This window comes from Serratia sp. BIGb0163, assembly GCF_024809935.1.
GTDB classification, from domain to species: domain Bacteria; phylum Pseudomonadota; class Gammaproteobacteria; order Enterobacterales; family Enterobacteriaceae; genus Serratia; species Serratia quinivorans.
The window spans coordinates 1762507-1784773 of record NZ_JANUDZ010000001.1 but is presented as its reverse complement, the minus strand read 5'-3'; the positions used below and the strand labels follow the sequence as shown (position 1 = coordinate 1784773).

22 protein-coding genes are annotated in these 22267 nt (G+C 54.8%); 12 read left to right on the top strand and 10 right to left on the bottom strand.

What is annotated here, in order from left to right; all coding sequences use genetic code 11:
• Positions 1 to 174: 174 nt before the first annotated feature.
• Together M2406_RS08590 and pabB are read right to left on the bottom strand one after the other, a co-directional pair.
• Positions 175 to 753, bottom strand: a complete 579-nt coding sequence (locus M2406_RS08590; protein ID WP_012145533.1) for a CoA pyrophosphatase — start codon at positions 751 to 753, stop codon at positions 175 to 177.
• A complete protein-coding gene (gene pabB / locus M2406_RS08585; protein ID WP_259189641.1) occupies positions 750 to 2123 on the bottom strand; it encodes an aminodeoxychorismate synthase component 1 in 1374 nt (457 codons plus the stop codon). The genes M2406_RS08590 and pabB overlap by 4 nt, the downstream gene beginning before the upstream one ends.
• A gap of 432 nt (positions 2124 to 2555) precedes the next feature.
• Between pabB and M2406_RS08580 the strand changes: the two genes are divergently transcribed.
• Both M2406_RS08580 and M2406_RS08575 read left to right on the top strand, forming a co-directional pair.
• The gene (locus M2406_RS08580; protein ID WP_115184464.1) at positions 2556 to 3563 is read left to right on the top strand and encodes a glycosyltransferase; all 1008 of its coding nucleotides are present in this window, start codon (positions 2556 to 2558) and stop codon (positions 3561 to 3563) included.
• A gap of 63 nt (positions 3564 to 3626) precedes the next feature.
• Positions 3627 to 3872: a YoaH family protein gene (locus tag M2406_RS08575; protein WP_012145530.1), complete on the top strand. Its 246-nt coding sequence runs from the start codon at positions 3627 to 3629 to the stop codon at positions 3870 to 3872.
• 33 nt (positions 3873 to 3905) lie between these two features.
• Here M2406_RS08575 and purT read toward each other — a convergent pair whose 3' ends face one another.
• Positions 3906 to 5084, bottom strand: coding sequence for a formate-dependent phosphoribosylglycinamide formyltransferase (gene purT, locus M2406_RS08570; RefSeq protein WP_017893106.1), 1179 nt, complete (start codon positions 5082 to 5084; stop codon positions 3906 to 3908).
• Positions 5085 to 5325: 241 nt separating this feature from the next.
• On the opposite strand from purT, the gene dbpA reads away from it, so the two are divergent.
• From dbpA to yebF, 4 genes are all read left to right on the top strand, one after another.
• A complete protein-coding gene (gene dbpA, locus M2406_RS08565; protein WP_012145528.1) occupies positions 5326 to 6708 on the top strand; it encodes an ATP-dependent RNA helicase DbpA in 1383 nt (460 codons plus the stop codon).
• Positions 6709 to 6796: 88 nt separating this feature from the next.
• Positions 6797 to 7120 carry a YebG family protein gene (locus tag M2406_RS08560; RefSeq protein ID WP_012145527.1) on the top strand — a complete coding sequence of 108 codons (324 nt, stop codon included), beginning with the start codon at positions 6797 to 6799 and terminating at the stop codon, positions 7118 to 7120.
• A 39-nt stretch (positions 7121 to 7159) separates the two neighbouring features.
• Complete coding sequence (gene yqfB / locus M2406_RS08555; protein ID WP_017893103.1) at positions 7160 to 7468, top strand: N(4)-acetylcytidine aminohydrolase; 309 nt, start codon at positions 7160 to 7162, stop codon at positions 7466 to 7468.
• 70 nt (positions 7469 to 7538) lie between these two features.
• Entirely contained in the window at positions 7539 to 7898 is a 360-nt protein-coding gene (gene yebF, locus M2406_RS08550) for a protein YebF (protein ID WP_259189638.1), read from the top strand.
• A 94-nt stretch (positions 7899 to 7992) separates the two neighbouring features.
• On the opposite strand, the gene M2406_RS08545 is transcribed toward yebF, so the two are convergent.
• The 5 genes from M2406_RS08545 to mdtH form a co-directional block, all read right to left on the bottom strand.
• The gene (locus M2406_RS08545) at positions 7993 to 8556 is read right to left on the bottom strand and encodes a lipoprotein (RefSeq protein ID WP_012145524.1); all 564 of its coding nucleotides are present in this window, start codon (positions 8554 to 8556) and stop codon (positions 7993 to 7995) included.
• 138 nt (positions 8557 to 8694) lie between these two features.
• Positions 8695 to 10335 carry an AarF/ABC1/UbiB kinase family protein gene (locus tag M2406_RS08540; protein ID WP_115184467.1) on the bottom strand — a complete coding sequence of 547 codons (1641 nt, stop codon included), beginning with the start codon at positions 10333 to 10335 and terminating at the stop codon, positions 8695 to 8697.
• 28 nt (positions 10336 to 10363) lie between these two features.
• Complete coding sequence (gene grxB / locus M2406_RS08535) at positions 10364 to 11011, bottom strand: glutaredoxin 2 (RefSeq protein WP_129939702.1); 648 nt, start codon at positions 11009 to 11011, stop codon at positions 10364 to 10366.
• A 129-nt stretch (positions 11012 to 11140) separates the two neighbouring features.
• A complete protein-coding gene (locus M2406_RS08530; RefSeq protein ID WP_012145521.1) occupies positions 11141 to 11389 on the bottom strand; it encodes a hypothetical protein in 249 nt (82 codons plus the stop codon).
• An 85-nt stretch (positions 11390 to 11474) separates the two neighbouring features.
• Positions 11475 to 12680: a multidrug efflux MFS transporter MdtH gene (gene mdtH / locus M2406_RS08525; protein WP_017893099.1), complete on the bottom strand. Its 1206-nt coding sequence runs from the start codon at positions 12678 to 12680 to the stop codon at positions 11475 to 11477.
• A gap of 345 nt (positions 12681 to 13025) precedes the next feature.
• Here mdtH and rimJ point away from each other — a divergent pair, with 345 nt between their 5' ends.
• From rimJ to murJ, 4 genes are all read left to right on the top strand, one after another.
• On the top strand, positions 13026 to 13610 hold the full coding sequence (rimJ, locus tag M2406_RS08520; RefSeq protein ID WP_012145519.1) for a ribosomal protein S5-alanine N-acetyltransferase: 585 nt from the start codon (positions 13026 to 13028) through the stop codon (positions 13608 to 13610).
• A gap of 9 nt (positions 13611 to 13619) precedes the next feature.
• Positions 13620 to 14264, top strand: a complete 645-nt coding sequence (locus M2406_RS08515; RefSeq protein WP_259189634.1) for a YceH family protein — start codon at positions 13620 to 13622, stop codon at positions 14262 to 14264.
• Complete coding sequence (locus M2406_RS08510; RefSeq protein ID WP_017893096.1) at positions 14257 to 15177, top strand: Gfo/Idh/MocA family protein; 921 nt, start codon at positions 14257 to 14259, stop codon at positions 15175 to 15177. Before M2406_RS08515 ends, M2406_RS08510 begins: the two co-directional genes overlap by 8 nt.
• 122 nt (positions 15178 to 15299) lie before the next feature.
• The gene (murJ, locus tag M2406_RS08505; RefSeq protein WP_259189633.1) at positions 15300 to 16835 is read left to right on the top strand and encodes a murein biosynthesis integral membrane protein MurJ; all 1536 of its coding nucleotides are present in this window, start codon (positions 15300 to 15302) and stop codon (positions 16833 to 16835) included.
• A 224-nt stretch (positions 16836 to 17059) separates the two neighbouring features.
• On the opposite strand, the gene argS is transcribed toward murJ, so the two are convergent.
• Positions 17060 to 18790 carry an arginine--tRNA ligase gene (gene argS / locus M2406_RS08500; RefSeq protein ID WP_017893095.1) on the bottom strand — a complete coding sequence of 577 codons (1731 nt, stop codon included), beginning with the start codon at positions 18788 to 18790 and terminating at the stop codon, positions 17060 to 17062.
• An 899-nt stretch (positions 18791 to 19689) separates the two neighbouring features.
• On the opposite strand from argS, the gene M2406_RS08495 reads away from it, so the two are divergent.
• A complete protein-coding gene (locus M2406_RS08495) occupies positions 19690 to 20253 on the top strand; it encodes a VOC family protein (RefSeq protein ID WP_012145514.1) in 564 nt (187 codons plus the stop codon).
• On the opposite strand, the gene M2406_RS08490 is transcribed toward M2406_RS08495, so the two are convergent.
• On the bottom strand, positions 20250 to 21401 hold the full coding sequence (locus M2406_RS08490) for a MalY/PatB family protein (protein ID WP_259189630.1): 1152 nt from the start codon (positions 21399 to 21401) through the stop codon (positions 20250 to 20252). The genes M2406_RS08495 and M2406_RS08490 overlap by 4 nt on opposite strands.
• A 101-nt stretch (positions 21402 to 21502) precedes the next feature.
• Here M2406_RS08490 and cutC point away from each other — a divergent pair, with 101 nt between their 5' ends.
• Positions 21503 to 22261: a copper homeostasis protein CutC gene (cutC, locus tag M2406_RS08485; RefSeq protein ID WP_017893093.1), complete on the top strand. Its 759-nt coding sequence runs from the start codon at positions 21503 to 21505 to the stop codon at positions 22259 to 22261.
• Positions 22262 to 22267: the final 6 nt, after the last annotated feature.

The following is a 22267-nucleotide window of genomic DNA, read 5'->3' as shown; positions in this document are numbered from 1 at the left end:
GCGGTATTTTACAGGTATTTCGTAAGGTTGAAGAGAGGGTTTACAGTTTTTTTAAAACTCTGATAGCCAGAAAGGTAGTTTAAAAAGCAAACCAATGAAGTGATGCCGATCGCTTTACCCACGCCTGTTGCGCAGGTAACCGTTTGGCTTGTGATGGGCATCACATTATTGGCGTTAAATGCTGACCTGCTGTGCCAGTCGTCGAATGATGGCGGCGGTCATTCCCCAGACAAATTGGCTCTGATACCAGGACAGATAAATGCGGTGTGAATGACCGGCGCGGTGAATATCCAACGGATAATAGCGCGAAAGCGTCAGCGCTTCGTGCAGCGGCATTTCAAAAACCTCGGCTACTTCGTCTTCATTGGCGAAAAATTGCACGTCGGGTGAGATCAAACCAACCACCGGGGTCACCTGAAAACCGGTGCTGCTGTCGAGGGGGGCCAGTTGACCCAGAATGGTCACGGCCTGAGGTGGAATAGCCACTTCCTCCTGAGCTTCACGCAGGGCGGTGATAATCGCCGAGGCGTCTTCAGCATCGGTTTTACCCCCCGGAAATGCCACCTGGCCCGGATGTTTGCGCAGTGAGTCGGCGCGGCGGGTCAACAACAGGGTAGGTTCGGGGCGGCAGATAATCGGGATCAGCACCGCTGCGGGCCGAACGTTATGTGAAATCTGCGATGCCTGTGGCAGTTGCAGCTGAAAGCGGCTGATAAAGGCCGCCAGCGAGGTGGGATAAGTCGGTGGGTTCATGAAGCGATAAACTCCCCCAATTGCGGCAGAATGCGGCCGACTTTATCAAAGGTTTCCTGATATTCTGCCTGTTCCTGACTGTCGGCAACGATACCACCTCCGGCGGAACAGTAAATGCGGCCGTTTTCGGTGATCAGGGTGCGGATAGTGATGTTGGTGTCCATGGTGCCGCAGGCACTGATATACCCGATGCTGCCGCAGTAGGCGTTTCGTCGCTGCGGCTCCAGCTCTTCAATAATTTCCATCGCTCGTACCTTGGGCGCCCCGGTAATGGAACCGCCCGGGAAGCAGGCGCGCAGCAGCTCGGTCGCCGGAGTGCGTAGCGGCAGGGTAGCGGTGATGGTGCTGACCAGATGGTGTACCGCCGGGAAGGGTTCGACCACAAACAGTTGGGGAACCTGCACGCTGCCCGGTTCGGCAACTCGGCCGATATCATTGCGCAGTAAATCGACAATCATCAGGTTCTCCGCACGGTCTTTGCTGGAGTTTGCCAAGCGTTGTGCCTGCTGCGCATCCTGATCGGCATCGGCCAGCCGCGGTAGCGTGCCTTTGATCGGGCGGGTTTGAATATGTTGGTTTTCCAGCCACAAAAAGCGCTCGGGTGAAACGCTCAGTACGGCTTTATCCGGCAGACGCAGGAAGGCAGAGAAGGGCGCGCGATTGCTGGCGCTCAATTGCTGAAAGGCTTGCCATTCATCGCCCTGATAATCGGCAGCAAAACGTTGCGCCAGATTGATTTGATAACAGTCGCCACTGCGCAGGTAATGCTGAATACGCTGGAACTTTTCACCGTACTGCCGTCGCGTCATATTGGCCTGCCAGGGGCTGGTCAGGGCAAATGCAGGCCGGGCTGCAGGTTGCTGATTGCGGAGCCACTGCCAACGCTGTTCCCCATCACCATAGCTGAGTAACGTCAGCGTTTGTCGGTGGTGATCGGCTATCACCGCCCAGTCGTAAATACCGACTGCCATATCCGGCAGCGTGATATCTGCCTGTGCCCATTGAGGCAGTTTTTCTACCCGACGACCCAAATCGTAACCGAACAACCCGAGGGCGCCGCCCTGGAACGGCAAACAGGCATCCACCTGCGGGTGCAGGTTCAGCTGTTCCAACTGCTGTTGTATCAGGCGGAAAGGATCTTCCGGCGACGTCCAATGCTCTTCACCGCGACGTATCTCGGTAATGGGGCCACGAGTGCTCAGGGTTGCACAGGGTTGCGCCACCAGAATATCGAAACGGTTATGTGAGTGTTCGGCAAAACCGGAATGTAGCAACATCGCCCAAGGCTGTGAGGCCAGTGGGGCAAACAGCTCCAGCAGGGCGGTGCGGGCGTAGGGTAAAGACTTAATATTCGGTGCGGTTGCGCTCATGGGCCTCAATAAACCTGACTGATGGGGCGGCGGTTTCTGACGGCTATTCTGCCATATTCAACCGGCTGACGCATGCTCTGGCATCAGGCGCATAGGCACACTCCGTATAAACGATGATTAAACATTTTTGCAAATGAAGCATTTTTTGCGACTTTGACTATAATCCAATATGTTAAAAACTACACCAGTGAAGGGTTGAGATAATTCTCGGACTCGATGTTTCCAAATTCTAAACTTCATTATTAGTTTCATTCGGTTATTGTTTTTTCTTGTTATCACTCATCTGTGAAAGCGCAGATCTTAAAATATAAATGATAACAAGACACATTTGTGCCCCGGCAGAGTCGATGGGCCAATGCCTTATTTAATTGCACCCTGATATTTTTAAAAAATAGAAATATTCATTCGTTACTTTTTTGCGAAGAGCTGCCTATGCCCCTAATGCTGAGTGTTATTGTCCCGTTGCACAACGTGGGCGAACTGTTTGAGCCGTTTCTGGCATCACTGCTGGCCCAGAACGAACGTCGGTTGGAAGTGATCATCGTTAATGATGGTTCCACCGACGGCTCGGGTGATATCGCCCACCGCTATGCGCAGCAACACACGCATATTACCGTGATTGATCAGCTTAATGCGGGGGTGTCCTGCGCCCGTAATGCTGGGTTGGCGGTTGCCAGGGGGAAATATGTGGCATTCCCCGATGCCGATGACTTACTGGCTCCGGAAATGTATTCAACGCTGATTGAATTAGCCGAACAAAACCAATTGGATGTCATGCAGTGTAACGGTGAACGTTATTTCACCGACCAGGATGAATTGCAGCCGATTATTCCGCTAAAGCGATTAGGTGATACCGATGTTATTAGCGGCGTGCAATGGCTGGAGCGTGCGTTAGAATCAAGAAAGTTTATTCATGTGGTCTGGCTGGCAGTGTATCGTCTTGATTTTATTAAGCAGCACCGGTTGTATTTCGAACCGGGTTTGCACCATCAGGATATTCCCTGGACTACTGAAGTGATGTTTAATGCACAGCGGGTGAAATACCTTGGCAAAGCGCTGTATCGCCAACGGGTGCACGGCCAGTCGATCAGTAACCGCCGCCGTACGGGCAAGGCAAACGTCGAGTATCAGCGCCATTACATGAAAATTGTAGCCATGCTGGTGGCGTTGAATCAGCGTTATGCCGATAAAATTGCCATCCGCCCGGCTTTCCACTGGCAGATTACCCGTGAAGCCTTGGGCATTTGCCACAGCATTCGTCGTGAGCCAGAGCTGGCAGCCCAGTGCCGTATCACCGATGAGTTCTTTCAGCTTGGCATCGATCGGGCGATGGTTGATAACGCGCGCGGCCTCAAACAGGGATGGCACGTTATTCTCTGGCTTCACCGCCTGAAGCAGTGGCGACATGGCGATCCTTGTTCACTGCCGGCGGCCGAATAACAGACGTTGGGATCCGTCGGTTTAAGGCGTATACTCAGCCTCCATTTTGCCGGAGAGAAACACATGCTTGCAGGTATGCCGTCACTGAGTCATCTAGAGCAGCAGGAAGCTGCAGATCGTATCCATCTGTTGATGGAACAAGGCATGAGCAGTGGTGAAGCCATCGCGCGCGTCGCGCAGGAAATCCGCGAAAAACATCAGGGTGATCAGGTTAGCGTCATGTTTGATGACGAAGACGACGATGAAGAGTATCAGGAACGGCCGGATGACCAGGCTGATGATGACTCGGAAGAAGACGAAAACTATTGATGTTGTCGGGGCCGGCAAACCGGCCCCAAAGCATTAACCTTCAATCACCACCGCAGCTGCGGCCCGTTTGGCCGATTCCACCGCCAGCGCTACATTTTCTGCCGTAGCCAGCGCGACCCCCATCCGACGTTGACCGTTAATTTCCGGCTTGCCGAACAAACGCAGTTGATTGTGGCCGACCAGCGCGCGATCCAGCCCACTAAAGCGCAGGTCACTGCTGATTAGCTGTGGCAGGATCACCGCCGAAGCAGAAGGGCCAAATTGGCGAATGGCGCCAATCGGCAGACCGAGGAAAGCGCGAACGTGTAGCGCAAATTCGGACAGATCTTGTGAAATCAGAGTCACCATGCCGGTATCGTGCGGGCGCGGTGAAACCTCGCTGAAGATCACTTCATCGCCACAAACAAACAATTCAACGCCGAACAGGCCAAAACCGCCCAGCGCCTTCACCACATTTTCTGCAATCGCCTGTGCGCGGCTTAGCGCCAGGTCACTCATCTGCTGCGGTTGCCACGATTCGCGGTAATCGCCGTCCTCCTGGCGATGGCCGATCGGCGCACAGAAATGCACACCGTCGACAGCGCTGATGGTCAGCAGGGTGATTTCAAAATCAAATTTTACCAGCCCTTCAACAATCACCCGGCCACCACCGGCACGACCGCCTTGCTGGGCATAATCCCAGGCGGTTTTCAACTGTTCCGGGCTGCGGATCAGACTTTGGCCCTTGCCGGAAGAGCTCATCACCGGCTTGATAATGCACGGGTAGCCAATTTCGTCGACCGCCTGGCGGAAAGCGGTTTCGCCGTCGGCAAAACGGTAACTGGAGGTTGGCAGGCCAAGGGTTTCCGCCGCCAGACGGCGGATGCCTTCGCGGTTCATCGTCAGGCGCGTTGCCTCGGCGCAGGGCACCACGCGGTGTCCTTGCTGTTCCAGTTCAACCAGCATGCTGGTGGCGATGGCCTCGATCTCAGGCACGATATAGTCAGGACGTTCCTGCTCAATCACGGCCTTCAGCGCGTTGCCATCGAGCATGTTAATCACGTGGCTGCGGTGCGCCACATGCATGGCAGGGGCGTCGGCATAGCGATCTACGGCGATCACTTCGAGGCCCAAACGCTGGCATTCGATAGCAACTTCTTTACCCAGCTCGCCGGAGCCGAGCAACATAACGCGGGTGGCGGACGGGCGCAGGGCGGTTCCAATAGTTAACATAGTCTCGTACCTGGATCTGTGGAGTGTAATGCGGTCGGATAATGGCCCGGCAGTATATACGAAAACGTTTGCGTATGCAGCCGGAGGCTATTGAACTGCCGATGTGTTGGCCAAAAGCCGCAGTTGGCGGCTTTTTTTATGCGTGAAATCCGTAATCCACCCTATCTCTGTTATCATCTGCGGCTGATTCGGTGCTGCTCTGAGCGCGCCGCCATTCCATTTGCCATAAAGAGTTATCGCCGTGAGCACAGTATCTTTTTCTTCCCTGCCGCTGCCAGCCGAACAGTTGGCCAACCTCAACGAACTGGGGTATGCCGAAATGACACCGGTGCAGGCCGCCGCACTGCCCGCCATCCTGAATGGGCAGGACGTACGTGCCAAAGCAAAAACCGGCAGCGGTAAAACGGCGGCGTTCGGCATCGGTCTGCTGGACAAAATTAACGTAGCTCAGGTGGCCGCGCAGGCGCTGATCCTGTGCCCGACTCGTGAGCTGGCTGACCAGGTGAGCAAAGAATTGCGCCGTTTGGCGCGCTTCACCCAGAACATTAAAATTTTGACCCTGTGCGGCGGCCAGCCGATGGGGCCGCAGCTTGACTCGCTGGTGCACGCGCCCCATATCGTGGTGGGGACGCCGGGGCGCATTCAGGAACACCTGCGCAAGAAAACGCTGGTACTGGATGAACTGAAAGTGCTGGTGCTGGACGAAGCTGACCGCATGTTGGACATGGGGTTCGCCGATGACATCGATGACGTGATCAGTTACACGCCGCCGCAGCGCCAAACGCTGCTGTTCTCGGCAACCTATCCGAGCGGTATCGAACGCATCAGCGCCCGCGTGCAGCGCAGCCCGTTAAATGTGGAAGTGGACGACGGTGAAGAACAAACCACCATCGAACAACGCTTCTATGAAACCACCCGCGATCAGCGTCCGGCGGTGCTGGTGTCGGCAATCCGCCATTACCAACCTTCTTCCTGCGTGGTGTTCTGCAACACCAAGCGCGACTGTCAAAGCGTGTATGAAGCGCTGGAGTCTCGCGGCATCAACGTGCTGGCGCTACATGGCGATCTGGAACAGCGCGATCGTGACCAGGTGCTGGTGCGTTTTGCCAACCGCAGTTGCCGGGTGCTGGTGGCAACCGACGTTGCCGCACGCGGCCTGGATATCAAAGAGCTGGAGCTGGTAGTTAACTACGAGCTGGCATTTGATCCGGAAGTGCACGTTCACCGCATTGGCCGTACCGGCCGTGCCGGTTTGAGCGGCAAGGCGATCAGCCTGTGCACACCGCAGGAAATGACGCGCGCACATGCCATTGAAGACTATTTGCAAACCAAGGTTAAGTGGGCACCGGTATCTGAGCTGAGCGGGGCGGGGAATACCACGCTGGAAGCCGAAATGGTCACCCTGTGCATCGACGGTGGTCGCAAGGCCAAAATCCGTCCAGGCGACATTCTCGGCGCATTGACCGGCGATGCCGGGCTGACGGCGGCGGAAGTGGGCAAGATCGACATGTTCCCGGTACATGCCTATGTGGCGATCCGCAAGGAAAGCGCCCGCAAGGCACTGCAACAGCTTCAGCAGGGCAAAATCAAGGGTAAGAACTGCAAGGTGCGGTTGTTGAAATAAGTCGCGTCAGGGGGGCGCTTGCATCCCTGCGTAAAATCACCTTATACTGTATAAAAATACAGTATTCTAACCTTTGAGGAATGCACACATGGCCGTTGAAGTTAAATATGTGGTGGTGAGAAACGGTGAGGAAAAGATGACTTTCGCAACCAAGAAAGAAGCCGACGCTTACGACAAAATGCTGGATCTGGCAGATAGCCTCGGTGAATGGCTGCAGCAGTCACCCCTGACCCTGGATGATGAGCAGCGAGAAGGGCTGAGCTTCTTCCTGGCGGAGAATAAAGACGTGCTGGGGCAAATTCTGCGCGGCGCAGCGCCGACAGAAGCGCCTAAGAAATCCGCCAAAGTGAAAACGGAAAAACCTGTCGCTACCACTAAAGAGGGATCTGCGTCAGAAAAGCAGGCAGCATAATGACTTATGTTGCGGCAATGTGATGAAAAAGGATCTAGAATGAGCCGTGAAATAACTTTCTTCAGCCGCTTTGAGCAAGATATTTTGGCCGGGCGCAAGACCATTACCATTCGGGATGCCAGTGAATCCCACTTTCAACCCGGTGAGGTATTGCGCGTTAGCCGCAATGAAGACAACGTCTTTTTCTGCCAGATTGAAGTGCTGTCAGTCACGCCGGTGCGCCTGGACGGGTTAACCGAGCAGCATGCCCGGCAGGAGAATATGTCGCTCAGCGAACTGAAGCAGGTGATCAAGGAAATCTATCCGGGGCTGGATGAGCTGTTTGTCATCACCTTCGCCAAACGCTGATCTGTTGCCAGGCCAGTTGTGAGCCAAGGGCCAGTGCCTGCGGATAGCGTTAATCACAACTGGAGGGAATATGAAAACAACGGGACTGAGTTTGGCGGTAGCGCTGTTGGCCATGGCGGGGTTAACCACCACGGTGCAGGCACAGGAGCAACGTAGCGCCAAAATCGTGCAATGCGCGGGTCTGCAACCGGCGGACGTTGCCGCTCAGGTGAAACGCGATTTTCTGCAAAACCGTATCACACGCTGGGAATCGGATAAAAAACTGCTGGGCACGGCCACCCCGATCGCCTGGATCAGCCCGGAAGCCATTACCGGTAAAGATGCCGTCTGGCAGGTCCCTTTGACGGTTCGCGGCACCAAACAGGATAAAACCTATCATGTGATCCTGGACTGTAACGCCGGTAAGATTACCTACAGCGAACCACAGTAATTACATAAATTTCAGGCGGTATTGCGTATAGCTTGCCCAACTGAAAAGACTCAGCCCGCCTTATCAGCGGGCTTTTTGTTTTAAACCGTCGGCCTTAGTCGGTGAACGGGATCACTAATTCACCCGGTTTCACTTCCAGTCCTTTCGCCAGTTTCTTGGCCATCGCCTCGGTTTTACTGTTATCCGGGTTCAGCACGTAGGCCGGCTTTTGGTCGAAGTAGGATTTCAGCGACTGATTCAGGTAAGGCGTCAGCGCTTTCATCACCGTCTGCATTTTCTCTGGCTGCACGCTATAGTCGGTCAATTCCATATCCTTCAGGAATACCGCGCCTTGCTCGCGGTCATAGACCGGCTGTGCCTTCAGCGTCAGCTTCAGATCCGCAGTCTGCGGGCCAAGGATCGAGGTAATGTTCACTTTCGCATCGCCGGAAAGGGTGACCTTGCCAGGTTCACTGCGGCCGATTTGGCTCTGCAACTGCGTCAGCACGATATTGGCGTCCAGTAATCCCGGCACGCCGATCTGCTTCTGGTAATCGTTATGCTTTTGCAGGTAGTCGTTCACTTCCTGCTCGCTAAGTGTGTATTGGGTCAGTTGGTTGCAGCCGACCAATGCGCCAACAAATGCCAGGGCTGCCACACCCATTAGGATCTTTTTCATAAGTACTCACGTGTTGGGGGCGTAGCTATCTGCCCCGATTGACATGGCCGCAGTATACCGCGGCCCTTCCAGAACATGGGATAATATTGATAATGCGCGGAAAACTTGTCACGACCTATCGGATAACGCCGAAACTGTTCAGCGCCGCAAACGCAATGCCAGCAACAATACTCCCCCCAGACAGGCTAACCCGCCCAATGCCGGAAACAGCGGAATGCCCCACAATCGCACCGAGGATTGCATCAGGTAGGGCGCCAGACCCAGCGTGAAGGCGGCGGTCACTATGGCAATGGCCAGCGTGACGGCAGCACGTTCCAGCGCCTTGCTTAACTGACTGATGTTCTTGAGGTTGATATCGGCGCTGATTTGCCCGCGTTTTAGTCGGCGCATCAGCAGACGCAGGGTCTGCGGAAGTTCTTCGCCCGCATCCAGCGCTTCACCGCCTAGCGCCAGCATCCGCCGACGTACAGCCTCAGGGGTGTAACGCTGCAGCATCACCTGTTGCAGCATGGGTTTCAGGGTGGCAATAATGTCGAAATTGGGATCCAACCGGTGCAATACGCCGTCTGCGGTGATTAACGCCTTGAACAGCAACACCAGATCCGGTGGCAGCGCCAACTGATGTTCACGCGCCATCACCAGCAGATCGGTCAATGCCTTACCCAGCGTCAAGGTTGCCGAAGCCTGCTTATCGAGAAAGTTTTGCGCCGCCAGTTCCAAATCCAGCAGATCCAAAGGATCGCTGTCCGACCAGGCGATCAAGGTATTGACGATACCGCCGGACTCCCGCTCGGCAATCGCCTGCAGCAACAGCAGTAACTGATTACGCCGCCGTTCGGAAAGTTGGCCGACCATACCGAAATCGATAAAGCCGACGCGATTATCCGCTAACGCCATCAGATTACCTGGGTGCGGATCGGCGTGATAAAGCCGGTGCTCCAGCACCATTTTCATAAAGGCCTGTGCGCCGCGCTGTGCGAGAAGTGGGCCATCAAAACCGGCGGTTGCCAATTGCTGTGGATTTTCCGGCGCGATGCCGGGCAGAAACTCCTGCACCAGCAGGCGTTTTGACGACCATTGCCAGTAAATTTTCGGTATTACTACCTCGGGCTGTTGAGCAAATTGCTGAGCCACCCGTTCACAGTTATTGCCTTCGTGAGTCAGGTCCAGCTCATGATTAAGCGCGGTTGCCAGCGCTCGTACCATCTGACGTGGCCGATAGCGGGCCAGCGCCGGGCTTTGTTGTTCCACGGTTTCCGCCAGATAGGCCAGCAGGCGCAAATCGGCGTGAATGGTTTTTGCCAGACCGGGGCGTAATACCTTGATCACCACGGCTTCACCGCTGTGCAAACGGGCGCGATAAATCTGTGCCATCGATGCGGCGGCCAGTGGGGCTTGATCAAACTCGGCGAACAGGTGGTGTGGGTCACCGCCCAAATCGGCGGTAATCTGCGGTGCCAGTTCGCTCCAGGCTAGGGTTGTCGCCTGGCTGTGCAGGCGATCCAGTTCGTCGGTCCAGCTTGAGTCCAACAGGTCTGAGCGAGTAGCCAGGATCTGGCCGAATTTAACAAAGGTTGGCCCCAGCGCTTCCAGTGCGGCACGCAAGCGTTGTGGCAAGGTTTGGTTATCTTGCGGTTCACCGCCGCCTTCACCGCCGCTTAGCAGGGTGCTCAGGCCCAGCAGGCGAATGACATCCTGCAGGCCGTAGCGGATCAGCACCGCGGATATTTCTTTCAGCCTCGCCCGATCGCGGGCGGTAACCAGCACCATTTTCAACATTTGCGCGCTATATCCTTATTGCGGGGGATCACTGTTCCATATCGAACAGCAGTGGAATATCACTGCGCTGCGCCATCCGGTTACGATAGGCTTCGATGTTATCCGGCAGCGTAAGCCCGGCGACGATCGACAGCGAACGCAGCAGTGGGAACAGGTGAATATCGTCTTCCGACAGGGTACCGTTCACGGCATCAGGGGAGGCTATCAGCCCGGAAAGCACCTGGAGATCGGCTTCCAGTTGTGCGATCAGATCGGCGCTGTCGGCAAGGTGCGTGGAGAAGTCACCGATTGAAGCCTGCTTTTTGTCGGTAAAATACTGACGCGCTGCTGCTGTGGCGAACTCTTCGAAATCCGCGTTGGCGAAGCGTGGCAGCAGCAAATTGAGGCTGTAGCTACCGACCCGTTGTAGCCATTCGGCGATCGCCGGGTTGGTTTTACCGGTCAGCAGGGGGTTACCGTCGAGTTGGTCGACGTAATGCACGATATCCATGCTTTCCGGTAGGTAACTGCCGTCGTCTTTTTGCAGAATGGGGGCCATTTTCTTGCCAATCATGCCGATCGGCGTCGCTTCATCATCGTTGAGCAGAGTGACCAGGCGGACGGGCAGATTTTTCAGGCCAAAAATCATACGGGCTTTAACGCAGAATGGGCAATGATCGTAGATAAACAGTTTCATGCTTGCTCCGGTTGTCAGGTTTTAACAGCAATAGTTATCACAGCATACTGAGGCTGTCGCGAAGAGTTCTTGTTGGAAGGTGCGTTATTGTTGAATGGCCCGCGCAAAGTACACGGGCCAAAGCAGGCGTTATTTTTTGGTTGGAACGGAATTGATCACTTCTATCAGGTGGATACGCGCCTCTTCCAGATCGATTTTATCCCGTTCGTTGCTGGCGTTGACTATCTGCAACTGTTTGATGATGTCGCTCTTCAGGTTGGCATCTCCAGCAATGATATGGGCCAGTGCTTTTTCTACCAGAGTTGAGCGCGCGTACAGCATGCGCAGGTTCAGTACCATGTGCTCCAGTAACTGCGGTAATTTTGATTCATCGGTCATCGCCAACTTCTCCTGTTTATGTTTTTACTATCAGGATAGCAGCTATGGGAAATTCGGCTGATTTTCTGGCAACTTAGAGAAAAAATTAGCCTCCGGGGGCAACTGCCGGTGCGCTGCTGCGCGGGTTGAACTGCCAGTAAAGTGCAAACAGGGTAATAAAGCCTACGATACCCAGCAGTATCCACGGCAGTTCCGGCATATTTAGCGAGTGGCCGGTGTCGTACATCCAGCCGCCGCCGGTGTAACCCAGTGCGCCGCCCAATGCCAGCCCCAGGCGGCTGAACCCCATGTAACTGCCGCGTGCGCGGGGATCGGCCAGCGAGGCGCTGAGGGTTTCACGCGCCGGTTCGGCGATGATGGAACCGAGATAGAAACAGCAGATCAGGGTAAAGACGCCCTGCAGGCTGGTTGCCAGCCCAACCGGCATCAGGCTGAGGGTCATCAGCAGCAGGCCGGCCATCAAGCGTTGTTCCAGCCGAAAACGTTTTTCGCTCCAGCGAGCCAGTGGATACAGCAGTGACAGCGACAGCGCGGCTTCGATGGCATACATCCATTTTACCGCCGTGGGTGAACCGGCGATTTCATTGACCACGATCGGCAGCATCAGCATCACCTGTACCGACAGCATGTAGTAGCCGGTCAGCGTCAGCACGTAGGTCAGGAAACGGCGGTCGCGCAGTACGCGCATCATGCCTTCCTTCATTGGGGTGCGGACGGTAGAAATACGGTATGCCGGCAGCAGCCAGGCGTTCCAGCCCGCGGCCAATACGAAAATGCCCGCGCCGACCCAGCAAACGAAGTGGAAATCATATTGCAGCAGCCAACTGCCGATCAGGGCGCCAATCACCGCCCCGGCACTGTCCTGCATCATTAACAGAGAGTAAAAACGGCCGCGCTCATGCGGACGGGTGAGCTTAATCACCAGCGCGGTGCGCGGTGGGTCAAACAAGGTGCCACCGAGGGCGGAAAGGGCGCAGGAGAACCACAGCAGCCAGGGCTGATCGGCCATTGCCATGGTGGCGAAACCGGCCGCGCGCATCAGCATGCCGGTGACAATCATCGGTTTGGCGCCAAATCGGTCGGCGATTGCTCCGCCAAAAATGCCCAATCCCTGTTGGATTAATTGCCGTAAACCCAGTGCGGCACCGACCACCACGGCAGCCCAGCCAAGCTGATCGACAAAGCGAATCGAAATAAGTGGAAAGACTACAAAAAAGCCTAAAACCACTAACAGGTTATCGAGTAATAGAAAATACTTACCCAAGCTCCGAGCTTGCGATACCAGAGACATGCTTCACCACGAGCAATTAAGGGGGAGAGGAGTGCGACCGCTCTAGTTTGTACCCATTCCCGGATTGCCGATAGGGGCGAGGAAGATAATATTTTTTTATCGTCAATACGTTACCTGCACGGCAAAACAGCACGAAAATAGCCGTAAAATGGTTAATCGCTTATTTACTGAGCTGCCGGGATTTTACCTCCGGGGCAGGCTACGGTTATATTAAATGAGGGTAAGTGCGGTTCTGCGCCGGTGTTTAAAAAATAATGGCCCAGGATAGGTTCGTCGCAGGATGAATATCCAGACGTGCGCCCAATAAATACTTCTTATCGAACCGTTCTGACCGCGGGGGAAATGATGTTTGGCTATCGCTCTGCATCACCAAAAGTACGCCTCACCACCGACCGGCTGGTTGTCCGTTTAGTTCATGAACGCGACGCCTACCGGCTGGCGGAATACTATGCCGAAAACCGAGCCTTTCTTAAGCCCTGGGAACCGGTCCGGGATGAAAGCCATTGTTATCCTTCCGGCTGGCAGGCACGGCTGGGGATGATCACCGAAATGCAAAAGCAGGGCAGCGCCTACTATTTTATCCTGCTCGATCCGGAAGAACATGAAGTGCAGGGCGTGGCGAACTTCAGCAATGTGCTGCGCGGTTCTTTCCATGCCTGTTTCCTCGGTTATTCATTGGCCGAAAAATGGCAGGGGCAAGGGCTGATGTATGAAGCGCTGCAGTCCGCAATCCGCTATATGCTGCGTCAGCAGCGAATGCATCGCATTATGGCCAACTATATGCCGCACAATCAGCGCAGCGGCGCGTTGTTGACCCGCCTGGGATTTGAACGTGAAGGTTATGCCAAGGACTATCTGCTGATCGACGGGCAGTGGCAGGATCACGTACTGACGGCATTAACCAATAAAGAATGGCTACCGCCACGCTGAGGCCAGAAAATGAAATATGAATTAAGCGCTAAAGAAGCCAGGGTGATTGGCTGCCTGCTGGAAAAGCAGGTCACTACCCCGGACCAGTATCCCCTTTCTCTCAATGGCATCCAGCTTGCCTGCAACCAGAAAACCAACCGCGAGCCGGTGATGGAACTGACGGAAAGTGAAGTGCAGCAAATTCTCGATCTGTTGCTAAAGAAACATTTTCTGCGCACCCTCAGCGGCTTCGGCAATCGAGTGGTCAAGTATGAGCACCGTTTCTGTAATTCGGAGTTCGGTCAGCTAAAACTGTCTGCTGCCGAGGTAGCGGTGGTTGCCACCCTGTTGCTTCGTGGCGCGCAAACCCCCGGTGAACTGCGCACCCGCACCAACCGCATGCATGAGTTCAATGATGTCAGCGAAGTCGAGCAGGTGCTGACGAATCTGAGCGCCCGTGAGGATGGGCCTTTTGTGGTGCGTTTGGCACGTGAGCCAGGCAAACGTGAAAGCCGATTTATGCATTTGTTCTGCGGCCAGATTGACGAGGCACCGGCAGAAGCCGCATTGGAAAATGACGCTGAATTGACCCAGCGAGTGAGCGTATTGGAAAGCGAAGTCGCGCAGCTTAAACAACAACTGCAGGCGTTATTGGAGCGGGGGACGCATGACTAAATTACGCGTTGGCGTCGTGGGGCTGGGCGGCATTGCGCAAAAAGCCTATTTGCCGATCCTCAGTCAGGCGGCGGACTGGACGCTGGTCGGTGGTTTTTCTCCTAACCAGCAAAAGGCGCAGCCGATTTGCGACAGCTATCGGATGGCCTGTTTTTCGGGGCTGGATACTTTGGCTCAGCAATGCGATGCCGTTTTCGTGCACAGCAGTACCGCCAGCCATTTTCAGGTGATCGGCGAATTACTGCGCTACGGCGTTCACGTCTATGTCGACAAGCCGTTGGCGGAGACGGTTGAACAAGGCGAGCAGTTAATCGCGCTGGCTGAAAAGCAGGGCAAAACGCTGATGGTGGGTTTTAACCGTCGCTTTGCGCCGTTATATCGTCAGTTGAAGCAACAGATGCAGCAACCGGCATCGATTCGCATGGACAAACACCGCGCCGACAGCGTTGGGCCAAACAGCCTGCGCTTTACCCTGCTGGACGATTATCTGCACGTGGTGGATACCGCGCTGTGGCTGGGTGGCGATGAGGGGAAATTACTCAGCGGTAGCCTGCGAGCCACGGCGGCCGGTGAGTTGATGTATGCTGAGCATCATTTTGAGTGCGGTGAAACGCTGGTGACGACCAGTATGCATCGCCGGGCCGGCAGCCAGCGCGAAAGCGTGCAGGCAGTCACCGACGGCGCGGTCTATCAGCTGAGCGATATGCGCCAGTGGCTGCGAGAAGACTCACAAGGCGTGCTGGAGCAACCGACGCCAGGCTGGCAGACCACCCTGGCACAGCGCGGTTTTGACGGTGCAATCCGCCATTTCCTTGCTTGTGTCAGCAACCAGACGGTGCCGGAAACCGCCGGAGAGCAGGCAATTGCTGCTCAAAGGGTGATTGAAAAACTGCTGCGCGATGCCGGTTTATAAGGTAACCCCATGTAACATATGGCGGTAGCTATTCTGCCGCGGATGGGTAAACTTAGCCGATAGTTTTACTGACGCCTGCTGATGCAGGCGTCGACATTTACAGGGCACATCAGAAAAACCACATGAACCTACTAAAATCGTTGGCCGCCGTCAGCTCTATGACAATGTTTTCGCGGGTGCTGGGCTTTGCCCGTGACGCTATCGTGGCGCGGGTGTTTGGCGCCGGAATGGCAACAGATGCCTTTTTCGTGGCGTTCAAACTGCCTAACCTGCTGCGGCGTATTTTTGCCGAGGGCGCATTTTCTCAAGCCTTTGTGCCGATCCTGGCCGAATATAAAAGCCAGCAGGGTGAAGAGGCGACGCGTACCTTTATCTCCTACGTTTCTGGTCTGTTAACGCTGATACTGGCGTTGGTCACGGTGTTGGGGATGCTGGCCGCCCCCTGGGTTATCTATATTACCGCACCGGGTTTTGCCGATTCGCCGGATAAGTTTGCACTGACGTCGTCGCTGCTCCGCGTGACCTTTCCCTACATTCTGCTGATTTCCCTGGCCTCGCTGGTCGGCTCGATCCTCAATACCTGGAACCGTTTTTCAATCCCGGCGTTTGCGCCGACGCTGCTAAACGTCAGCATGATCGGTTTTGCGCTGTTTGCCGCGCCTTACTTCAATCCACCGGTGATGGCGCTGGCCTGGGCGGTGGTGGTCGGTGGGGTACTGCAACTGGGTTATCAACTGCCGCATTTGAAGAAGATTGGCATGCTGGTGCTGCCGCGCATCAAACTTGGTGATGCCGGCGTATGGCGCGTGATGCGTCAGATGGGGCCGGCGATTTTTGGCGTTTCGGTTAGCCAGATTTCACTGATTATCAATACCATTTTCGCCTCGTTCCTGGTCTCGGGATCGGTTTCCTGGATGTACTATGCCGACCGTCTGATGGAGTTCCCTTCCGGGGTGTTGGGTGTGGCATTGGGCACCATTTTGTTGCCGTCGCTGGCGAAAAGTTTCTCCAGCGGTAACCACGACGAATATTCCCGACTGATGGACTGGGGGCTGCGTCTGTGCTTCCTGCTGGCGCTGCCGAGTGCTATCGCACTGGGGATCCTGGCCAAGCCGCTGACCGTTTCGTTGTTCCAGTATGGCAAGTTCAGTGCCTTTGATGCCGCCATGACTCAGCGTGCGCTGGTGGCCTATTCGGTCGGGTTGATGGGGTTGATCGTGGTGAAGGTGTTGGCGCCAGGATTCTATTCGCGTCAGGACATTAAAACACCGGTTAAAATCGCCATTATCACGCTGATTTTGACCCAGGTGATGAACCTGATGTTTATCGGCCCGCTGAAACATGCCGGGCTTTCGCTGTCGATTGGTCTCGGGGCCTGCCTTAACGCTTCGCTGTTGTACTGGCAGTTGCGTAAGCAGAAGATTTTCCACCCGCAACCGGGTTGGGCGATGTTCCTGACCAAGTTGGTGATTGCGGTGATGGTGATGTCGGTGGTGCTGGTCGGTGTGATGTGGCTAATGCCTGCCTGGGATCAGGGCAATATGCTGGAGCGCCTGTTGCGGTTGGCGGTCGTGGTGATCACCGGCGTGGTGGCTTACTTTGGCGTATTGGCTGGCTTGGGCTTCCGGCCTCGCGACTTTGCCCGCCGGGTGGCATAAACGGATATTGCCGTTACCAAAGCATAAAAAAAGGTCGCCGTGGCGACCCTTGAGTTTGATGACAACGTTGTCTTTGAATCCGAGATACCCGGGCCTAGCGCACCGAGGGGCACTCCGGCGGGCAAGCTGCTACGACCCCTTCGGCACGCTCTCCCTAATAACGGGCTTTGTCAGTCGTCTGAAGGGTCGCCGTGGCGACCCTTTTTCGTATTTAACCCGAGAGGTTACATACGTTCGACGGTTTCGATGCCCAGCGTGTCCAGACCGGCCTTCAACGTTTTGGCGGTCAACAGTGACAGTTTCAGGCGGCTCTGACGCGCTTCTTCGCTGTCTGCATTGAGGATCTGGCAGTGCTCGTAGAAGCCGGAGAACAGGCCCGCGAGGTCATACAGGTAGCTACACATCACGTGTGGAGTACCTTCGCGCGCTACGGTGGTGATCACTTCTTCAAACTGCAGCAAACGGGTTGCCAGCGTGATTTCACGCTCTTCGGTCATCACCAGTGGCAGGGTCAGATTGCTTTCATCGACACCGGCGCGTTTGAACACCGAGGCAACGCGGGTATAGGCATACTGCATATAAGGTGCGGTATTGCCTTCAAACGCCAGCATGTTATCCCAGTCGAAGATGTAATCGGTAGTCCGGCTTTTTGACAGGTCAGCGTATTTCACCGCACCGATGCCAACGGCATTGGCCAGGCTTTGCATTTCTTCTGCCGGCATATCCGGGTTTTTCTCGGCGATCAGTTTGCCGGCGCGATCCACCGCTTCATCCAGCAGATCGGACAGTTTCACCGTGCCGCCTGAGCGGGTTTTGAACGGCTTGCCGTCTTTACCCAGCATCATGCCGAACATGTGGTGTTCCAGCGACAGCGAGTCCGGGATATAGCCGGCTTTACGCACTATGGTCCAGGCCTGCATCAGGTGCTGGTGCTGACGCGAGTCGATGTAATACAGCACACGATCGGCGCCCAGCGTTTCATAACGGTATTTGGCACAGGCAATATCGGTAGTGGTGTACAGATAGCCGCCATCTTTTTTCTGGATGATGACGCCCATCGGCTCGCCGTCTTTATTCTTGTATTCATCGAGGAATACCACGGTGGCGCCTTCGCTTTCCACCGCCAGACCCTTGGCCTTGAGATCGGCAACAATCCCCGGCAGCATCGCGTTGTACAGGCTTTCACCCATCACGTCGTCTTCGGTCAGAGTGACGTTCAGACGGTTATAGGTCAGCTGGTTTTGTGCCATGGTAATGTCGACCAGCTTGCGCCACATCTTCAGACAGTACTGGTCGCCGCCTTGCAACTTCACCACATAGGCGCGAGCGCGCTCGGCAAAATCGGCGTCTTCGTCATAGTGTTTCTTCGCTTCGCGGTAGAACTGTTCCAGGTCGGACAGACCCATATCGCTGGCGTTCTCGTTCTGCATTTTTTCCAGATAGGCGATTAACATGCCGAACTGGGTGCCCCAGTCGCCAACGTGGTTAGCGCGGATCACCTTGTGGCCCAGGAACTCCTGGGTACGTGCGGCGGCGTCACCGATAATGGTGGAGCGCAGGTGACCGACGTGCATTTCTTTCGCCACGTTGGGGGCAGAGTAGTCAATAACGATGGTCTGTTGCTTGACCGGCGCAATATCCAGTTTTGGCGCGCTCAGCACGCGATCGGCTTGCTGGGCAACCCATTGGCTGTTCAGGAAAATATTGATAAAGCCGGGGCCGGCGATTTCCACTTTGCTGGCGACGTCGCCGAGGTCAAGCAGTTGCACCACTTTTTCCGCTAACTGGCGCGGCGGCATGCCGAGTTTTTTGGCGACGGACATCACGCCATTGGCCTGATAATCACCGAACTGTGCTTTTGCTGATTGACGGACCTGCGCTTCGCAATCGGCTGGCGCGCCTGCGGCAATCAGCGCCTGGCTGACTTTATCTGAAAGAAGAACCTGAATATTCACCGGGTTACCTTAATGACGAACGAGGGGCCGTATGCCATGCCCCTGCGGGATTCAAAGGTGGTTTTTTTGGCTGCGCGTCAACACGGCGGCCCACCACAAAACAGCCTGTAATTGTAACTGATTTGATGGGTTACGTCAGCAGTTGGCGCGGGAGGATTAGGTGAAAGTCTTGGTTCATTAATGCCCGCCTGCAATGACTTGCGGTGGCAGAGTGAACGGCATACGAGAAAAACATGGATGGGATAAAATGGAATCAGCAGAACTAGTGCTTTTTGTTTCGGCGGCCGGCATCCAGCGTGTTATTGCGACGTGATTTAAAATGACGATATATCGCATAGGCAGCAATAACTACCAATAGCAAAGAAACTATTAAAAGGAACATAAGTGATTATCTCTGACTCAATTTTCACTAAAGTAGCTCAATTGATATTTCCAAGCAATTACCGTACTCGTGTTTAGGAAGATTCTCATGCTTGGTTTATTGCAAAGTCTTTAGTTAACAGCTCGTTACTGTTTGTTTTTGTATGGGGATTCATTTCCAATCGTTTTGCTACGTATGAATTAACTATTTCTTAAGCATTTATGAATGTTGACAGCGCTGAATTATTTGGCTTAATAAGTTAGCAATATCTTCAGTGCTCTGGTCATAAGAAAAAGCTATAAACTTATGCCATAGCCTTTGTCAGGAATTAAAGGCTTAAAAAGCAAAATCCGCAGTGTAATAAAAAACGTGAAAATTATTCTTTCGTGCTTTTTATGTTCAGCGAATAGCCACTTTATCTTGTCGCGATTTTTGAGAGCAAAAAATATTAACTTGCCGCGTCAGCCGGGTGGCTAGCTGCACCCCAGACGTGTAAATTACACCTCCTGAAAACCGCTTCCGCAGTATCGAGGACGTTATGACCACTTTCCCGGCGATGGCCGAACTTAACGATTTAGCGCTGGATTTACCCCGCTTTGAACTGGCGTTGAGCCGGTTTGCCGAAAAGCTGCATTTGGATTTGTCCCAGTTTACGGCGGATCATATCTCGGTGCGTTGCCATCAAAACACCACGGCCGATCGCTGGCGGCAGGGGTTGCTGCAGTGTGGCTCATTGCTGTCAGAGTCGATGATCAATGGTCGTCCTATTTGCTTGTTTGATCTCCAGCAACCGCTCAAGGTCGGGCCATGGTTGATCGACTGCGTGGAGCTGCCTTATCCCGGCGATAAACGCTATCCGCACGAGGGTTGGGAACATGTGGAGCTGGTGCTGAGTGGCGAACCGGCCACCTTGTATGCGCGGGCGTTGAGTCATTTGCCTGATGAAGCGTTGTTGGCACCTGGGATTAAATTGAAACAGAGTTCACCGCAGGGTGAGGGCGAACGTTTGCCTAATCCGACGCTGGCGATCACCGATGGGACTGTGACTATCAAATTTCATCCTTATTCCATCCGGGAAATCGTCGCCAGCGAGCAAGCCTAATTTGGCATCAGCGCCTGGGTCGCCAGCATCATGCGATCCAGCGCCTGACTTAGCAGTTCGCGCCGACAACCGAAATTCAAACGGACGAAATGGCGGTTGCCAAAATCCAGCCCCGGACTTAACCCGACGCCAGCCTGTTCAAAAAAGGCGTGCGGGTTATCGACTGCCAGTTGGCTGCAGTCGATCCAGGCCAGATAAGTGGCTTCGATGGGCTGCAGCAACAGTCCGGGCATGGCATTAATACGCTCGGTCACCAAATCACGGTTGGCGCGCAGATAACTTAACAGCGCGTCCAGCCAGTCTTGGCCATGCTGGTAGGCGGCCTGGGCGGCAACCAGCGCCAGTATGTCCACCTCTGGCACGATGCCGCTGCGAGCACGGGCCAGCTTCTGACGTAACTGCGGGTTGGGAACAATCGCCATCGAGGCGCCAAGACCGGCAATGTTGAAGGTTTTTGACGGCGACATCAGCGTGATACTGCGCTGCGCCGCATCTTCATTCAAGGTGGCAAAGGGGATGTGCTCACAGCCGGGCTCAAGCAGCAGGTCGCAATGAATTTCGTCCGAACAGACTGTCAGCTCATGGGCCAGGGCAAACTCATGGTGTTCCAGTAACTCCTGCCGGCGATAAACCGTACCGCCCGGATTTTGCGGGTTGCACAACAACAGTAGTTTCTCTTTGCCGCTGAGCTGCCCGGTAATGGCGCTGAAATCCAACAGCCAGCGACGGTCGTGCAACGTCAACGGCACCGGCAACTGGGTGCGTCCGGCGAATTTCGCCGCTTTGCGAAACGGGGGATAAATGGGTGACGGTGCCAGGGTGCCTTCTCCTTCGGCGGTAAAGGCGCGCACGCATAAATTAAGACCGCAAACCAGACCGGGCAGGAAAATCAGCCATTCGGGGTTGATTCGCCAGCCGTAACGTTCCAGCATGCGGCGGGTAAAAACCTCAATAAGTTCGGGTGAGGGATGACTGTAGCCGAATACCGCATGGGCTACGCGCTGCTGTAATGCGTCGATGATGGCCGGCGGTGACGGGAAGTCGGTATCAGCGACCCAGAGTGGAATAATGTCGCGGTCGCGATATTTATCCCACTTAACGCTGTCACTGTGACTACGGTCTACCCATTGATCAAAATTGAATGCCATAGTTACTACCCTGTATAGGTTGATAGCTCTTTATCAGCCTAAGAGATAAATCGAAAAATTAACAATTCCCGTCGCAGGTTAGCCGTCATCTGGGGGTGACAATGATAAAACTGGAAGTTTGTTGCTATAGCGTCGATTGCGCGCTGACGGCTGAGCGGGCAGGTGCCGATCGCATAGAATTGTGCGCCAGCCCGAGTGAGGGCGGTTTGACACCCAGCTACGGCTCATTACGCCTGGCGCGCGACAGAGTCAGCGTGCCGGTGCATCCTATTATTCGTCCACGCGGCGGGGATTTTTGCTACGGTGCGGTGGATTTTGATGTGATCAAGCATGATATTGCGCAGATCCGCGATATGGGTTTTGCCGGTGTGGTGGTCGGCATGCTGGATGAAGAAGGGCATATCGACCTGCCACGCATGCGTGAAGTGATGCGCTTGAGTGGCAATATGGCGGTGACCTTTCATCGCGCGTTTGATATGTGCCAGAACCCGATGGTGGCGCTCAGTCAACTAACTCAGTTGGGCGTGGCGCGGATACTGACCTCCGGCCAGCAGCAAAATGCGGAGCTGGGTTTACCCTTGCTGCGTGATCTGCTGCAGGCCAGTCAGGGGCCGGTAATTATGGCCGGTGCCGGCGTGCGCCTGAGCAATCTGCATAAATTTGTCGATATCGGTATTCAGGAGCTGCATAGCTCATCCGGTCATGCGGTGCCTTCGACCATGCGTTATCGCAAAGCCGGCGTGACCATGTGTTCAGACAGTGAGTTTGATGAATTTAGCCATTATTGCGTGGACGGCGAAATGGTCGAAGCCATGAAAAACTCGTTGGCGCTGGTCGATCCGCTGGTGCAAAGTGCCTAAAGCACG

Excerpts from the sequence above, each read along its gene's own strand:
- M2406_RS08590 (WP_012145533.1), bottom strand. The coding sequence starts at position 753 with ATGAACCCACCGACTTATCCCACCTCGCTGGCGGCCTTTATCAGCCGC.
- pabB (WP_259189641.1), bottom strand. The coding sequence starts at position 2,123 with ATGAGCGCAACCGCACCGAATATTAAGTCTTTACCCTACGCCCGCACC.
- M2406_RS08580 (WP_115184464.1), top strand. The coding sequence starts at position 2,556 with ATGCCCCTAATGCTGAGTGTTATTGTCCCGTTGCACAACGTGGGCGAA.
- M2406_RS08575 (WP_012145530.1), top strand. The coding sequence starts at position 3,627 with ATGCTTGCAGGTATGCCGTCACTGAGTCATCTAGAGCAGCAGGAAGCT.
- purT (WP_017893106.1), bottom strand. The coding sequence starts at position 5,084 with ATGTTAACTATTGGAACCGCCCTGCGCCCGTCCGCCACCCGCGTTATG.
- M2406_RS08560 (WP_012145527.1), top strand. The coding sequence starts at position 6,797 with ATGGCCGTTGAAGTTAAATATGTGGTGGTGAGAAACGGTGAGGAAAAG.
- yqfB (WP_017893103.1), top strand. The coding sequence starts at position 7,160 with ATGAGCCGTGAAATAACTTTCTTCAGCCGCTTTGAGCAAGATATTTTG.
- yebF (WP_259189638.1), top strand. The coding sequence starts at position 7,539 with ATGAAAACAACGGGACTGAGTTTGGCGGTAGCGCTGTTGGCCATGGCG.
- M2406_RS08545 (WP_012145524.1), bottom strand. The coding sequence starts at position 8,556 with ATGAAAAAGATCCTAATGGGTGTGGCAGCCCTGGCATTTGTTGGCGCA.
- M2406_RS08540 (WP_115184467.1), bottom strand. The coding sequence starts at position 10,335 with ATGTTGAAAATGGTGCTGGTTACCGCCCGCGATCGGGCGAGGCTGAAA.
- grxB (WP_129939702.1), bottom strand. The coding sequence starts at position 11,011 with ATGAAACTGTTTATCTACGATCATTGCCCATTCTGCGTTAAAGCCCGT.
- M2406_RS08530 (WP_012145521.1), bottom strand. The coding sequence starts at position 11,389 with ATGACCGATGAATCAAAATTACCGCAGTTACTGGAGCACATGGTACTG.
- mdtH (WP_017893099.1), bottom strand. The coding sequence starts at position 12,680 with ATGTCTCTGGTATCGCAAGCTCGGAGCTTGGGTAAGTATTTTCTATTA.
- rimJ (WP_012145519.1), top strand. The coding sequence starts at position 13,026 with ATGTTTGGCTATCGCTCTGCATCACCAAAAGTACGCCTCACCACCGAC.
- M2406_RS08515 (WP_259189634.1), top strand. The coding sequence starts at position 13,620 with ATGAAATATGAATTAAGCGCTAAAGAAGCCAGGGTGATTGGCTGCCTG.
- M2406_RS08510 (WP_017893096.1), top strand. The coding sequence starts at position 14,257 with ATGACTAAATTACGCGTTGGCGTCGTGGGGCTGGGCGGCATTGCGCAA.
- murJ (WP_259189633.1), top strand. The coding sequence starts at position 15,300 with ATGAACCTACTAAAATCGTTGGCCGCCGTCAGCTCTATGACAATGTTT.
- M2406_RS08495 (WP_012145514.1), top strand. The coding sequence starts at position 19,690 with ATGACCACTTTCCCGGCGATGGCCGAACTTAACGATTTAGCGCTGGAT.
- M2406_RS08490 (WP_259189630.1), bottom strand. The coding sequence starts at position 21,401 with ATGGCATTCAATTTTGATCAATGGGTAGACCGTAGTCACAGTGACAGC.
- cutC (WP_017893093.1), top strand. The coding sequence starts at position 21,503 with ATGATAAAACTGGAAGTTTGTTGCTATAGCGTCGATTGCGCGCTGACG.